At 72.4% G+C, this 13088-nt stretch carries 13 protein-coding genes and 1 riboswitch; of the genes, 10 read left to right on the top strand and 3 right to left on the bottom strand.

The window, feature by feature from the left end; translation table 11 throughout:
- The first annotated feature begins 174 nt into the window (after window positions 1–174).
- From AB0I89_RS02270 to AB0I89_RS02255, 4 genes are all read left to right on the top strand, one after another.
- On the top strand, window positions 175–756 hold the full coding sequence (locus tag AB0I89_RS02270; protein WP_355051042.1) for a MerR family transcriptional regulator: 582 nt from the start codon (window positions 175–177) through the stop codon (window positions 754–756).
- Between the two features lie 364 nt (window positions 757–1120).
- The gene (locus AB0I89_RS02265; protein ID WP_357118765.1) at window positions 1121–1519 is read left to right on the top strand and encodes a group 1 truncated hemoglobin; all 399 of its coding nucleotides are present in this window, start codon (window positions 1121–1123) and stop codon (window positions 1517–1519) included.
- A gap of 2 nt (window positions 1520–1521) precedes the next feature.
- Window positions 1522–2688, top strand: a complete 1167-nt coding sequence (locus AB0I89_RS02260) for a globin domain-containing protein (protein ID WP_357118762.1) — start codon at window positions 1522–1524, stop codon at window positions 2686–2688.
- Window positions 2685–3380, top strand: a complete 696-nt coding sequence (locus AB0I89_RS02255) for a DivIVA domain-containing protein (protein ID WP_357118759.1) — start codon at window positions 2685–2687, stop codon at window positions 3378–3380. Before AB0I89_RS02260 ends, AB0I89_RS02255 begins: the two co-directional genes overlap by 4 nt.
- Window positions 3381–3431: 51 nt before the next feature.
- On the opposite strand, the gene AB0I89_RS02250 is transcribed toward AB0I89_RS02255, so the two are convergent.
- Window positions 3432–4088: an NAD(P)-binding oxidoreductase gene (locus tag AB0I89_RS02250; protein WP_357118756.1), complete on the bottom strand. Its 657-nt coding sequence runs from the start codon at window positions 4086–4088 to the stop codon at window positions 3432–3434.
- Window positions 4089–4190: 102 nt separating this feature from the next.
- Here AB0I89_RS02250 and AB0I89_RS02245 point away from each other — a divergent pair, with 102 nt between their 5' ends.
- From AB0I89_RS02245 to gcvP, 3 genes are all read left to right on the top strand, one after another.
- Window positions 4191–5246 (top strand): MerR family transcriptional regulator, encoded by a 1056-nt coding sequence (locus AB0I89_RS02245; protein ID WP_357118753.1) that lies wholly within the window; start codon window positions 4191–4193, stop codon window positions 5244–5246.
- Between the two features lie 44 nt (window positions 5247–5290).
- Window positions 5291–6136 (top strand): NAD-dependent protein deacetylase, encoded by an 846-nt coding sequence (locus AB0I89_RS02240; protein WP_357118750.1) that lies wholly within the window; start codon window positions 5291–5293, stop codon window positions 6134–6136.
- A 63-nt stretch (window positions 6137–6199) separates the two neighbouring features.
- Window positions 6200–6296: riboswitch (glycine riboswitch) on the top strand.
- Window positions 6297–6369: 73 nt separating this feature from the next.
- Window positions 6370–9192 (top strand): aminomethyl-transferring glycine dehydrogenase, encoded by a 2823-nt coding sequence (gene gcvP / locus AB0I89_RS02235; RefSeq protein ID WP_357118747.1) that lies wholly within the window; start codon window positions 6370–6372, stop codon window positions 9190–9192.
- A gap of 91 nt (window positions 9193–9283) precedes the next feature.
- Here the strand turns inward: gcvP and AB0I89_RS02230 are convergent, their stop codons facing one another.
- The gene (locus tag AB0I89_RS02230; RefSeq protein WP_234586185.1) at window positions 9284–9484 is read right to left on the bottom strand and encodes a DUF5999 family protein; all 201 of its coding nucleotides are present in this window, start codon (window positions 9482–9484) and stop codon (window positions 9284–9286) included.
- Window positions 9485–9580: 96 nt separating this feature from the next.
- Between AB0I89_RS02230 and AB0I89_RS02225 the strand changes: the two genes are divergently transcribed.
- Together AB0I89_RS02225 and def are read left to right on the top strand one after the other, a co-directional pair.
- Window positions 9581–10795: a chorismate-binding protein gene (locus AB0I89_RS02225; protein ID WP_357118743.1), complete on the top strand. Its 1215-nt coding sequence runs from the start codon at window positions 9581–9583 to the stop codon at window positions 10793–10795.
- A 31-nt stretch (window positions 10796–10826) separates the two neighbouring features.
- Window positions 10827–11336 (top strand): peptide deformylase, encoded by a 510-nt coding sequence (gene def, locus AB0I89_RS02220; RefSeq protein WP_357118740.1) that lies wholly within the window; start codon window positions 10827–10829, stop codon window positions 11334–11336.
- A gap of 10 nt (window positions 11337–11346) precedes the next feature.
- Here def and AB0I89_RS02215 read toward each other — a convergent pair whose 3' ends face one another.
- Entirely contained in the window at window positions 11347–12120 is a 774-nt protein-coding gene (locus tag AB0I89_RS02215) for a TSUP family transporter (RefSeq protein ID WP_357118737.1), read from the bottom strand.
- A gap of 183 nt (window positions 12121–12303) precedes the next feature.
- On the opposite strand from AB0I89_RS02215, the gene AB0I89_RS02210 reads away from it, so the two are divergent.
- Complete coding sequence (locus AB0I89_RS02210) at window positions 12304–13083, top strand: endonuclease/exonuclease/phosphatase family protein (protein ID WP_357118734.1); 780 nt, start codon at window positions 12304–12306, stop codon at window positions 13081–13083.
- The last annotated feature ends 5 nt before the right edge of the window (window positions 13084–13088 follow it).

Below are 13088 nucleotides of genomic sequence, written 5' to 3'. Positions count from 1 at the left end.
TGGTGTCACGGTGGGTGACGCTGGCGCGCGGTTGGTGATCTTTCTCGGTGGCTGCGCGGCGTGTCGCGCCGGTTCCTCCGCGGTAACCCCTGAAGGTGGCGTTAGGGTTGCCGTGTCGAGGGGTGCGCGTCGCAGGAAACGATGCGTCGCCGCACTGACGGGGAGGTTGTCCGCATGCACGAGCCGCAGGATCCCGATCCGGGTACACAGGTGAACGAGCCGGGTGTGACGCCTGAGGGTGACGGCTCGGTGGGCTACCGAGGTGTGACGGCGTGCCACGCGGTGGGCATCAGTTATCGGCAGTTGGATTACTGGGCTCGGACGACGTTGGTGGTGCCGAGCGTCCGGGACGCGTCGGGTTCGGGGACCCAGCGGTTGTACTCGTTCCGCGATCTGGTGGTGTTGAAGGTCGTGAAGCGGTTGTTGGATGCGGGGGTGTCCCTGCAGAACATCCGTAAGGCGATCGAGGCGCTGCGGTCGCGTGGTGTGGAGGATCTCGCGGGTATCACGCTGATCTCTGACGGGACGACGGTGTACGAGTGCCGGTCCCCGGAGGAGGTGGTCGACCTGTTGCAGGGTGGGCAGGGCGTGTTCGGGATCGCGATCGGTGGGGCCTTCAAGGAGATCCAGGGGTCGTTGTCGCATCTGCCGGCGGAGCCGGCGGCGAGCGGCCCGGCGGAGCCGGTGGTGGGGTCCTCGTCGGATCCGGTGGGGGACGAGTTGGCGGCGCGGCGGGCGCGGCGGCGCGCGGGCTGAGTAGCGCTGCGCGTCTGTCGGTGCGCGGTCCGTTGGTGTGGGTGACTTTTTTGGGCGCGCCCGGCTGGTGACTGTGGGTCAGGGCGGTCGACGTTGGGTGGCTGTTCCCCGGTCGATGAATCCATGGTGGACACTGTCTGTGGTGCTCCGGTTGCGGTGGGTGGAATCTCGGGTGGACCGTGGTGACGGTGCGTGTCCACCAGTTGTCGGGAATCGGATAGGGGGGCCCTGACCGGAGGTTGCGGGCACGCTATGGTCCGTCACGGTCCCCGCCGTGGTGCCCCGTGGCACGCGGGTGTCGCGTCGGTGGCCGTAGCCCCTGCGCGTCACCGCGCGCGACCTTTCACCCCCGGAAGGAACGACCGTGACGGTTACGGAAGAGACCGCTGCCGCCTCGCACTATGACCGCATCGGCGGCGCGAGTTCGGTGAAGGCGGCCGTCGAACTGTTCTACGACAAGGTCCTCGCCGATCCCGAGCTGGCGGGCTATTTCGCCACTGTGGACATGGCGACGCAGCGTCGACACCTGGCGTTGATGTTGGCGGTGGTGTTGGGCGGCCCGAACGAGTACGCGGGTCGCGGTTTGGCCGAGACGCACCAGCCGCTGGGCATCCCGGCGGAGCACTACGCGAAGGTGGGCGTGCACCTGATCACGACGCTGACGGAGTTGGGTGTGCCGGCCGACGTCCTGGACCACGTGCGCGTGGTGCTGGGGCAGGTGCAGGACCAGGTGGTGTCCACCGGAGAGCGTCCGGGCGTCTGAGCGTGGACGCGGCCCGACTCAAGCAGAGTTGGTCCCTCGTCGCCGCGCACGGCGACGAGGTGCCGCTCTACTTCTATTCGACGTTGTTCCTGGCCCATCCCGAGACGCGGCAGATGTTCCCGACGAACATGGCGGGGCAGCGGGATCGCCTCGTCACCGCGTTGGGGCACATCGTGTCGCATGTGGACCAGGTCGATCGGCTGGTGGGTTTCCTGCAGGACCTCGGCGCGGACCACCGGAAGTTCGCGGTGCGCGCGGAGCACTACCCGGCGGTCGGTGAGGCGTTGCTGGCGACGTTGCAGCATTTCCTGGCCGAGCAGTGGACCGACGAGCTGGCTCAGGACTGGGCGGGCGCGTACGGGTTGGTCGCGCAGGTGATGACGGAGGCGGCGCAGGCGGCCGAGGCGGTGAACCCGCCGTGGTGGGTGGCGGAGATCGTGGCCCACGAGCGGCGGGCGTTCGACGTCGCGGTGTTGACGGTGCGTCCGCAGTACCTGTTGCCGTTCACTCCGGGTCAGTCGATCGGGGTGTCGCATCCGTCGGTGCGGTCGTGGCGGTACTACTCGCCGGCGAACGCGCCGCGCGCGGACGGCACGTTGGAGTTGCATGTGCGGGCCGCTCCGGGTGGCGCGGTGTCGTCGCGGCTGGTGTACGGCTCGGCGGTGGGTGACCGTGTCAATCTGGCCGCGCCGGTGGGGGAGCGGTTGGCGTTGTGGTCGGCGGGTTCCAGTGACCTGTTGTTGTTGACCTCGGGCACCGGTTGGGCGCCGATGAAGGCGTTGGTGGAGCAGATCGCCGCGGAGGGCTCCCGTCGGCGGGTGGACCTGTATGTGGGTGCGCGGTCGCGCAGCGAGTTCTACGACAGCGACGCGATCGACAAGATGGCGTCGTCGTTCCCGTGGTTGACGGTGACGTACGTGGTGGGCGCGGACGTGAACCGGCCGGGTGAGTTCGTGCAGGCGGTGGACCGGGCGTTGGCCGATGGTGACTGGCGTTCGCGGCACGTGTACGTGTGCGGGTCCGACGAGATGGTGTCGCATGCGGCGCAGACGTTGGCTCGGGCGGGTTACCACGAGGGTCAGGTGCATCACGAGGGTCTGGGCAAGCAGTGGTACGGCCCGGCGTGGCGTACGGCGGTCCAGCAGTCGAGTTCAGGGGGTGACCAATGAGCGCGAGCCCGATCAGCCGGTACGACGGGATTCAGGTGTCCGGCGGTGTGCAGGTGCGGATGACCTCCGACCGGGTTCGGCGGTGGGAGTTCGGTACGGCGCCGTTCGCGCGCCGGGGCTATGACCACGCGGACGTGGACCGGTTCCGGGTGCAGGTCGCCGACGAGTTGGATCTGTTGGCGACGCAGATCGCGCATCTGCGGGCGGAGAACGAGCGGCTGACCGATCGGGTGGAGTTGCACCGCCACGGGGTGATCCCGAGCGCGGGGGCGGCGGCGAAGGTGCCGGCGGCCAAGGAGGTGAACCTGCTGTCGGCGGCGCAGCGGGAGGCGGAGCAGATCATCGCGCAGGCGCACGACTACGCGCGGCGGGTCGCGGAGTACGCCCGGGTGCAGTACGAGAGTTACATGCGGGCGGCGGCGGAGGAGGCGAAGCAGGAGGCCGAGCGTGCGGTGGCGGAGTACCGCAGTTCGGCCGGGTCGAGCTTCGACGACTCGGTGGCGACCCGGGAGGCGTTGCGGATCTTCGGCGAGATGATGGTGTCGCACATGCAGGCGGCGGCGCGGCACCTGGACGACGGCAGTGAGCAGTTGGTGCGCACGATGGACCGGATCGCGAAGGAGACGCCGGGGGCGCCTTTCGTGGGTGGCGCGGCCGGGCAGACGGCGTTGCCGCGTCACCACCAGCGCTGAACACCTGGCGGGTGGGGCCTTACGTGTGAGGCCCCACCCCCGGGTTGAGGTTCAGGTGGTGGCGGCGTGGATCGCGTCGGCGATCGGGGTGGGTCCGTCGACGAGTTCCAGGGTCGCCCCGGCGGTGCGGGGTTCGTCCAGGAGCGCGGCGAGGACGAGGGCGACGTCGGCGCGGCTGATGGCGCCCCGGCCGGCGTGTGGGGTGAGGGTGACGTGCCCGGTGGGTTCGTCGTCGGTGAGCCGGCCGGGGCGCAGGATCGTCCAGGCCAGGTCGCGGGCGCGCAGGTCGTCCTCGGCGGCGCGTTTGGCGCGCAGGTAGGCGGCCCACACGTCGTCGGTGCCGGCGGCGGGCGGCCGGTCCACGCCCATCGAGGAGACCAGCAGGTAGCGGTGGACTCCGGCGCGGGTGGCGGCGTCGGCGAGCAGCGCGGCGGCGGCCCGGTCGACGGTGTCCTTGCGGGCGGCGCCGCTGCCGGGGCCGGCGCCGGCGGCGAAGATGACCGCGTCGGCGTCGTGCAGGTGCGCGGCGACCTCGTCGACGTCGGCGTGTTCCAGGTCGCAGAGGACCGGGGTGGCGCCTACGGCGCGCAGGTCGTCGACGTGGTCGGGGTTGCGGATCAGGCCGACGGCGGCGTCACCGCGCCCGGTGAGGTGCCGCTGCACGAGCAGGGCGATCTTGCCGTGGCCTCCGGCGATGACGACACGCATGTGACCAACCTACCGGCACCCGCCGGGCTTGACCTTGACCTGTGGGCAACCCCCAGTGTGGGGTGCGCCGGTCACGGTGACCGGTGCGAGGAGGAACCCGACGTGGGGTTGCTGACGATCGGGGCGTTCGCCCGGGCGGCGGGTCTGACGCCGAAGGCGTTGCGCCTGTACGGCCGGGTGGGGGTGCTGGTGCCCGCGGCGGTGGACGCGGAGTCCGGGTACCGGCTCTACGACCCGCGGCAGGTGCCGCTGGCCCGGCTGGTGGCTCAGCTGCGTCGTATCGGCATGCCGCTGGCGCAGATCCGCACCGTGTGTGCTCTGGAGCCGGCGGCGGCGGCCGAGGTGGTCACCGCGTACTGGCGGCGGGTGTCGGTCGACACCGCTGCCCGCGCGCGGCTCGCCGCCCTCCTCGTGCGGGACCTGTCCGAGGGGAGCACCACCATGTCGTCGATGAGTGTCCGTTACGCCACCGGCTGTGAGACCGGGATCGCCCGCGACAGCAACGAGGACGCCGCGTACGCCAACGAGCGGTTGCTCGCCGTCGCCGACGGTGTGCGGGGGCCCGGCGGCGCTGCCGCCAGCGCCGCCGCCATCGACGCGCTCGCGTCGCTGGACCTCACCAACGTGTCGGCGGTGGAGGTGGTGACGGCGCTGGCCGGCGCGGTCACCGACGCCGACCGGGCCGTGCGGGGGCTGGCGACCGACGAGCACCAGCCGGCGACGACGCTGACCGCGCTGCTGCGCAGCGGCACCCACCTGGCGTTGGCGCACGTCGGGGACACCCGGGCGTACCTGCTGCGCGACGGCGAGCTGTCGGTGTTGACCCGGGACCACACGTGGGTGCAGGCGCAGGTGGATCAGGGCAGGCTCGACCCTGCCGAGGCGGGCGCGCACCCCCAGCGGGCGTTGCTGGTGCGCGCGCTCGGCGGCGGTCGGCAGGTGGAGGCCGATCTGGCGTTGCGGGTGGCGGTGCCCGGTGACCGGTACCTGCTGTGCTCCGACGGGCTGTGGGCGGTCGTCGACCGGGCCGCCCTGGCCTCGACGGTGGGCGCGGGAGCCGACCCGGAGCGCACGGTGCGGGAGCTGATGGCCGCCGCGCGGGCCGCGGGCGCGCCCGACAACATCGCCTGTGTCGTCGCCGACGTCGTCGCGGCGTAGGCGGGTGCTCGGCATCGGGGGGTGCGCTGAGGCAGCATGAAGGGGTGACGACGAGTGTGCAGGAACTGGCCGCGCTGGTGGCCGGCGGTCAGGTGGTCGTGCTCAGCGGGGCGGGCCTGTCCACCGAGTCGGGTATCCCGGACTATCGGGGGCCCAGCGGGGTGGCCCGCCGGCACACCCCGATGACGTTCCAGGCGTTCACCCGGGACGCGGTGGCGCGGCGGCGGTACTGGGCGCGCAGCCACCTGGGGTGGCGGTTGATCGCGCGGGCGACGCCGAACGCGGGGCATCGGGCGGTGGCGCGGTTGCAGGACGCCGGCCTGGTCGACGCGGTGATCACGCAGAACGTGGACGGGTTGCACGGCGCGGCGGGCAGCGGGCGGGTGGTGGAGCTGCACGGGCGCCTGGACGAGGTGACGTGCCTGGACTGCGGCAACCTGACCTCGCGCGAGGAGGTGGACCGGCGGCTGCGCGAGGCGAACCCGGACTTCGTGGCCCGGGTCGCCGCGGTCAACCCGGACGGTGATGTTGATCTCCCGGACGAGCAGGTGGCGGGGTTCCGGCCGGTGGACTGCGGGATCTGCGGGACGGGGATGCTGAAACCGGACGTGGTGTTCTTCGGCGAGACGGTGCCGTCGCAGCGGGTGGCGCGGTGTTTCGCGCTGGTGGAGCAGGCCCGGGCGGTGGTGGTGCTGGGGTCGTCGTTGACGGTCATGTCGGGCCGGCGGTTCGTGATCCGGGCCGCGAAGCAGGGCATTCCGGTAGCGATCGTCAACCAGGGTCCGACCCGGGGTGACGGGTACGCCACGGTGCGCGTCGACGCGCCGCTGGGGGAGGTGCTGCCGGTGCTCGCCGAGCGGGTGACCGGCGCGTCGGCGGTGCCGGTGTGACAGCCGCCGCGGGGTAGGACATCTGCTGGAAACACCGGCGCTGGTAGCGTTGACCATGCCGGTACCACCCACGTGGGAGAGACCGCCTCGACAGCAGGGGCGGCGCCGAAGGGGCAAATCCTCCCCGGAACCTCTCAGGCAAAAGGACCTCGTGGGCAGGCACTGTGGAGCGCTCCGGTGGGGTGTGACAGAGGGGGAGGCCGACCCGTCGACCTCGCCCGGGAGCGCCCCTGATGTCCGTAGAGCAGTTCGCCACCCGTCACATCGGCCCCGGCCCCGACGACGAGCGCCGCATGTTGGAGGTCGTCGGGCACGACTCCATCGACGAGCTGATGGACGCCGCGATCCCCGAGGTGATCCGCTGGCACGGCACCCTCGACCTGCCGGACGCCGCCACCGAGGCCGAGGCCATCGCCGAGCTGCGGGCCCTGGCGGCCCGCAACACCGTCGCCGTGTCCATGATCGGCCTGGGCTACCACGGCACGCACACCCCGGCGGTGATCCGCCGCAACGTGCTCGAAGACCCGGCCTGGTACACGGCGTACACGCCGTACCAGCCGGAGATCAGCCAGGGCCGGCTCGAGGCGCTGCTGAACTTTCAGACGATGGTCACCGACCTGACCGGCCTGGCCACCGCGAACGCCTCCATGCTCGACGAGGGCACCGCCGCGGCCGAGGCCATGACCCTCGCCCGCCGCGCCTCCAAGAGCAAGAGCGGGGTGTACGTCGTCGACGCCGACGCCCTGCCGCAGACCATCGCGGTGATCACCAGCCGGGCGGTGCCGCTCGGCATCGACGTGCGGGTCGTCGACGTCGCGCGTGACGAGCTGCCGGCCGAGTTCTTCGGCCTGCACCTGCAGTACCCGGGCGCGTCCGGCGCGGTCCGTGACCACGCCGCCCTGGTGCAGGCGGCGCACGCCGCCGGCGCCCTCGTGACGGTCGCGGCGGACCTGTTGGCGTTGACGCTGCTGCGGGCACCGGGGGAGATCGGCGCGGACATCGCCGCCGGCACCACCCAGCGCTTCGGCGTACCCATGGGCTTCGGTGGGCCGCACGCCGGCTACCTGGCGGTGCGCGCGGGCCTGGAGCGGATGCTGCCGGGACGCCTGGTCGGGGTGTCCCGCGACGCGGCCGGCAACCCGGCGTACCGGCTGGCGTTGCAGACCCGCGAGCAGCACATCCGGCGGGAGAAGGCCACCAGCAACATCTGCACCGCGCAGGTGCTCCTCGCGGTGATGGCCGGCATGTACGCCGTCTACCACGGCCCGCACGGGCTGCGGGACATCGCGACGCGTACCCACGCCATGGCGGCGCGGCTCACGGCCGGGCTGCGCGCCGGCGGCGTGGACGTCGCGGACGTCGCGTTCTTCGACACCGTCACCGCGACGGTGCCCGGCGGCGCGGCGCGGGTCGTCGCGGCCGCCGCCGAGCGGGGCGTGAACCTGCGCCTGGTCGACGCCGACCGGGTCGGGATGTCCTGCGACGAGACGACCACCGACGCGCACCTGCGGCAGGTGTGGGCGGCGTTCGGCGTTCCCGCGTTCGACGGCGACGTCGACGCGGCCCTGCCGGGCGACCTGGCCCGCACGACCGACTTCCTGACCCACCCGGTGTTCCGCAGCCACCACTCGGAGACGGCGATGCTGCGCTACCTGCGGCGGCTGTCGGACTTCGACTACGCCCTGGACCGGGGCATGATCCCGCTGGGCTCGTGCACGATGAAGCTGAACGCGACCACCGAGATGGAGCCGGTGAGCTGGGCGGAGTTCGCCAACATCCACCCGTTCGCGCCGGACGCGCAGACCGTCGGCTACCGGGAGATGATCGGCCAGTTGGAGTCGTGGCTGGCCGAGGTGACCGGCTACGACGCGGTGAGCGTGCAACCCAACGCCGGGTCGCAGGGTGAGCTGGCCGGTCTGCTGGCCATCCGCTCGTACCACGCGTCGCGCGGCGAGTCGCACCGCGACGTGTGCCTCATCCCGTCGTCGGCGCACGGCACGAACGCCGCCAGCGCCGTGATGGCCGGCATGCGGGTCGTCGTGGTGGCCTGCGACGACGACGGCAACGTCGACCTCGTCGACCTCGACGCGAAGATCGACAAGCACCGGGACGCGCTCGCCGCGATCATGGTGACGTACCCGTCGACGCACGGCGTGTACGAGACGGGCATCGCGTCGCTGTGCGCGAAGGTCCACGACGCCGGCGGGCAGGTGTACGTCGACGGGGCGAACCTCAACGCCCTCGTCGGGTACGCCAAGCCCGGCCGGTTCGGCGCGGACGTGTCGCACCTCAACCTGCACAAGACGTTCTGCATCCCGCACGGCGGCGGCGGCCCCGGCGTCGGCCCGGTGGCGGTCCGCGCGCACCTCGCGCCGTTCCTGCCCGGCGACCCCCTGGGCGCCCACGTCGACGCCACCCCGGCGATCTCGGCGGCCAAGTACGGGTCCGCGGGCATCCTGCCGATCCCGTGGGCGTACCTGCGGATGATGGGCGCCGAGGGGCTGACCCGGGCCACCGGCGTGGCGGTCCTCGCCGCGAACTACGTGGCCGCGCGGCTGCGCGAGCACTACCCGGTGCTGTACGCCGGCAACAAGGGCCTGGTCGCCCACGAGTGCATCCTCGACCTGCGGCCGCTGACGAAGGCGACCGGCGTGAGCGTCGACGACGTGGCGAAGCGCCTCATCGACTACGGCTTCCACGCGCCGACGATGTCGTTCCCGGTGGCCGGGACGCTGATGGTGGAGCCGACCGAGAGTGAGGACCTCACCGAGCTGGACCGGTTCTGCGACGCGATGATCGCGATCCGCGCCGAGATCGAGCAGGTCGGCTCGGGGCAGTGGCCGGCGGGGGACAACCCCCTGGCGAACGCCCCGCACACCGCGCCGATGGTCAGCGGCGACGAGTGGCCGCACCCGTACCCGCGGTCGGTGGGCGCGTACCCGGCCGGGGTGGACCGGGCCGGGAAGTACTGGCCGCCGGTACGGCGCATCGACGGCGCGTACGGCGACCGGAACCTGGTCTGCTCGTGCCCGTCGCCGGAGGCGTTCGAGGACTGACGACGGGCGTGCCGGGGCGGGCGGTATCGGGCCGCCCCGGCAGCCGCTGTGCGATGGACAGCGACTCGGCGTGGTGACGCTGGGTGGTCGTTCAGGCCACGAGGGCGTGGCGGGCGGGGCCGCGGTGGGGTGCGATGCTGCTGCCGTCGGGAAGCAGCTCACCGGTGTCCTCGAAGACGATCACGCCGTTGCAGAGCAGGCTCCAGCCCTGCTCAGGGAAGCAGGCGAGGACGCGGGCGGCTTCCCGATCGGTGGCTTCAGCTAAGGGGCAGGTCGGTTGGTGCTGGCACATCGGGTTCTCCGGACTGTGGGGGCACTGTGTCATGGTTCACATGACCAGTGACGCACAGTACCAAGCGAAGGTGTCCAGCATCGAGCAGGTGTCGCCTTGCCGTACCGGAAATCCACTGAACGGATGAGGAAGATCGGACCATACGGCGTGGAAACGCTCCCACAGGTGCTGGTCGATGCGCCCGCGGCACCCGCCGGATGCCGCGACAGCCTCGTCGAACGCGCCCGACTCCACTGGCATCGCGCCGACGGCGGCGACCCCGCCGCACTCGCCGAGGAGTTCCTGGCCGCACACGGCCTGGACCTGCGCGACCTGAACCGACCCGCCGCACACGGCCCGGTCGTCTGCGGCGCCGCGCTCTACCTGTCCGCCGCCGCCGGGGCACAACTGGCCGGCGTACCCGCCACCGCACCCGAACCCGCGCCCACCCTGCCCGACCTCGCCATCGTCATCTACCACCACGGACCCACCCGAGCACCCGCCGCCCCCGACGACACGCCCTGGTGGCTCGGCCCATGGACCGAGAGCTGGACACCCGCGCAACACGCCGCCGCCGTCGACGCCGTCCGCGCCGCCATCGGCCGCGGCGACATCTACCAGACCAACCTCGTCGGACACGCCGCCGCCCCCTACAGCGGCGACCCGCTACCCGCCCTGCGCCGCCTTGGCGCGCTCCCCGGCGCCCGCTACGGCGGCGTCCTCACCGGCGACGGCTGGGCCATCGGCTGCGCCTCCCCGGAAACCCTCGTCGAGGTCCACCACGGCCAGATCATCACCCGACCCATCAAGGGCACCCGCCCCGCCACCGCCACCGGCCACGCCGAACTGCTCACCAGCGCCAAAGAACGCGCCGAACACATCATGATCGTCGACCTGGAACGCAACGACCTCGCCCGCATCGCCCGCACCGGCACCGTCACCGTCGACGAACTGTTCACCGTGCGCCGCTGGTGCGACCTGTGGCAGGCCGAATCCACCGTCCGCGCCCAGGCCGCCGACGGCCTCGGCCTCGCCGACCTGCTCCGCGCCACCTGCCCCGGCGGCTCCGTCACCGGCGCGCCGAAACTCGCCGCCCTCACCCACATCGCCGCCGCCGAACCCGTCGGCCGGGGCGCCAGCATGGGCGCCCTCGGCTGGATCGCCCCCGGCCGCATCGACCTCGGCCTGACCATCCGCACCGCCGCCGCCACCGGCCACACCCTGCACACCTGGGCCGGCGGCGGCATCACCTGGGACAGCGACCCCACCGCCGAGGTCGCCGAAGCCGCCGCCAAGACCGCGCCCGTACGCGCCACCCTGGCCGGACGCTGACACCACCACCACCGGCGATACGCTGACCCCCATGACCATGCGGCCCATCCGGATCATCGGCGACCCCGTCCTGCGCACCGAAGCCGAGCCGGTCACCACCTTCGACGCCGAACTGCGCGCCCTGGTCACCGACCTGATGGACACCCTGCTCGGCGCACCCGGCCGCGCCGGCGTCGCCGCACCCCAGATCGGCGTCAGCGCCCAGGTCTTCGTCTACGACGCCGACGGCCACCGAGGCCACCTCATCAACCCCACCCTCGAACTGTCCGACGAACTCCAGGACGACGAGGAAGGCTGCCTGTCCATCCCCGGGCTGTACTTCCCGACCGCGCGCGCCCTGCACGCCACCGCCCACGGCGTCGACCAGCACGGCGAACCGTTGACCATCACCGGCAGCGGATTCCTCGCCCGCGCCCTGCAACACGAGGCCGACCACCTGCGCGGCACCCTCTACGTCGACACCCTGCGCGGCGACATCCGCCGCCGGGCCCTGCGCGAGATCCGCGCCGGCCGCTTCGACTCACCCAGCCGCCGCGCCTGAACCCGCGCCCCTACCGGGCCGCCCACTGGTCGTAACCCAGCTTCGCCACCAACGCCAGCACCACCACCAGCAACACCACCCGCACGAACCCCGACCCGCGACGCAACGCCATCCGCGCACCCACCACCGCGCCCGCGATGTTGCACACCGCCATCGCCGCGCCCAACCACCACCACACATGCCCGGTCACCGCGAACACCACCAACGCGCCCAGATTCGTACCCGCGTTGACGACCTTCGCCATCGCCGACCCGTGCACGAAATCCGCACCCACCAACGTCGTGAACGCCAGCACCAGAAACGTGCCCGTCCCCGGCCCGATCAACCCGTCGTACAGGGCGATCCCCACCCCGGCCACACCGATCGCCACCGCCACCCGTGCCCGCGTCCGCCGCGCCGGCACAGCCACCACCCCCAACCGGGGACGCAACAACACGAACACGGCCACCGCCACCAGAACCACCAACACCACCGGCCGGTACGCCGCCGCCGGCACCGCCCCGGCCAACGCCGCGCCCACCCCCGCGCTGAGCACCGCCACACCCGCCGCCGGCCCCGCCACCCGCCAGTCCACCTTCGTACGCCGCGCGTACGTCGCCGCCGCCGTCGCCGTACCGAAGATCGCCGCCAACTTGTTCGTGCCCAACGCGGTCGCCACCGGCACCCCCGGAGCCGCCACCAACAACGCCGGCAGCAGCAACAACCCGCCACCACCGACCACGGCATCCACCCACCCGGCCATCGCCGCGGCGGCCAGCAGGGTGCTCAGCGATACGGCGTCCACGGTCGGCAATTCTCCCCACCCGACCCACCCCACCAGCCCCGCAAGTGGCGCGACTCACCGCTCACCGGCCCCGCCTACGCCGCAACCACACCCCCCACGCCCCGACCGCCACGAACACCAGCATCGAACACAGCAACAGCTTCACCACGCGGCAACCCTGCCACGGACACGTAAGGTGCAGGAGTGCGCCTGGCCACCTTCAACCTGCTGCACGGACGATCCCTCACCGACGGCCTCGTCGACCCCGACCGACTCGCCGCCGCCGTACACGCCCTCGACGCTGACGTCCTCGCCCTGCAGGAAGTCGACCGCGACCAACACCGCAGCGGCAACCTCGACCTCACCGCCATCGCCGCCCAGGCCCTCGACGCGCCACACCACCGCTTCGCGGCCGCCGTCGTCGGCACCCCCGGCGAACGGTTCCGACCCCTGCGCCACGACGACGACGGCCACGGCGAACCCTGCTACGGCATCGGCCTCATCAGCCGCCACCCCGTGCGCAGCTGGCACATCACCCGACTCAAACCCGCGCCCATACGCTCACCCATCTACGCCCCCGGACCCGGCGGCGGCCTCATCCTCCTCGACGACGAGCCCCGCGTCGTCCTCGCCGCCATCCTGGACACCCCCCACGGCCCCCTCACCGTCGCCGCGACCCACCTGTCCTTCGTACCCGGCTGGAACGCCCGCCAACTCCGCCAGACCGTGCGCGCCCTGCGCGCCCTACCCGGCCCCCGCGTCCTGCTCGGCGACCTCAACCTCCCCGCCGGCCCGGCCCGCCTCGTATCCCGCTGGCAGCCACTCGGCCGACGCCCCACCTACCCCTCCGGACAACCCCGCGTCCAACTCGACCACATCCTCGCCGACCGACACGCCCTCGACGCGCTCCCGCCCGTACGGGCCGTCACCACGCCGACGTCCACCATCTCCGACCACCGACCCCTGCTCGTCGACCTCGGCTGAGGCCA

It is taken from the genome of Micromonospora sp. NPDC049801, from assembly GCF_040656575.1.
In the GTDB taxonomy this organism is placed as follows: Bacteria; Actinomycetota; Actinomycetes; order Mycobacteriales; family Micromonosporaceae; genus Micromonospora.
This window is presented reverse-complemented; position numbering and strand designations above follow the sequence as displayed.

What these genes read in the sequence shown, in the direction of transcription:
- AB0I89_RS02270 (WP_355051042.1), top strand. Translation starts at nt 175, where the DNA reads ATGCACGAGCCGCAGGATCCCGATCCGGGTACACAGGTGAACGAGCCG.
- AB0I89_RS02255 (WP_357118759.1), top strand. Translation starts at nt 2,685, where the DNA reads ATGAGCGCGAGCCCGATCAGCCGGTACGACGGGATTCAGGTGTCCGGC.
- AB0I89_RS02250 (WP_357118756.1), bottom strand. Translation starts at nt 4,088, where the DNA reads ATGCGTGTCGTCATCGCCGGAGGCCACGGCAAGATCGCCCTGCTCGTG.
- gcvP (WP_357118747.1), top strand. Translation starts at nt 6,370, where the DNA reads ATGTCCGTAGAGCAGTTCGCCACCCGTCACATCGGCCCCGGCCCCGAC.
- AB0I89_RS02230 (WP_234586185.1), bottom strand. Translation starts at nt 9,484, where the DNA reads ATGTGCCAGCACCAACCGACCTGCCCCTTAGCTGAAGCCACCGATCGG.
- def (WP_357118740.1), top strand. Translation starts at nt 10,827, where the DNA reads ATGACCATGCGGCCCATCCGGATCATCGGCGACCCCGTCCTGCGCACC.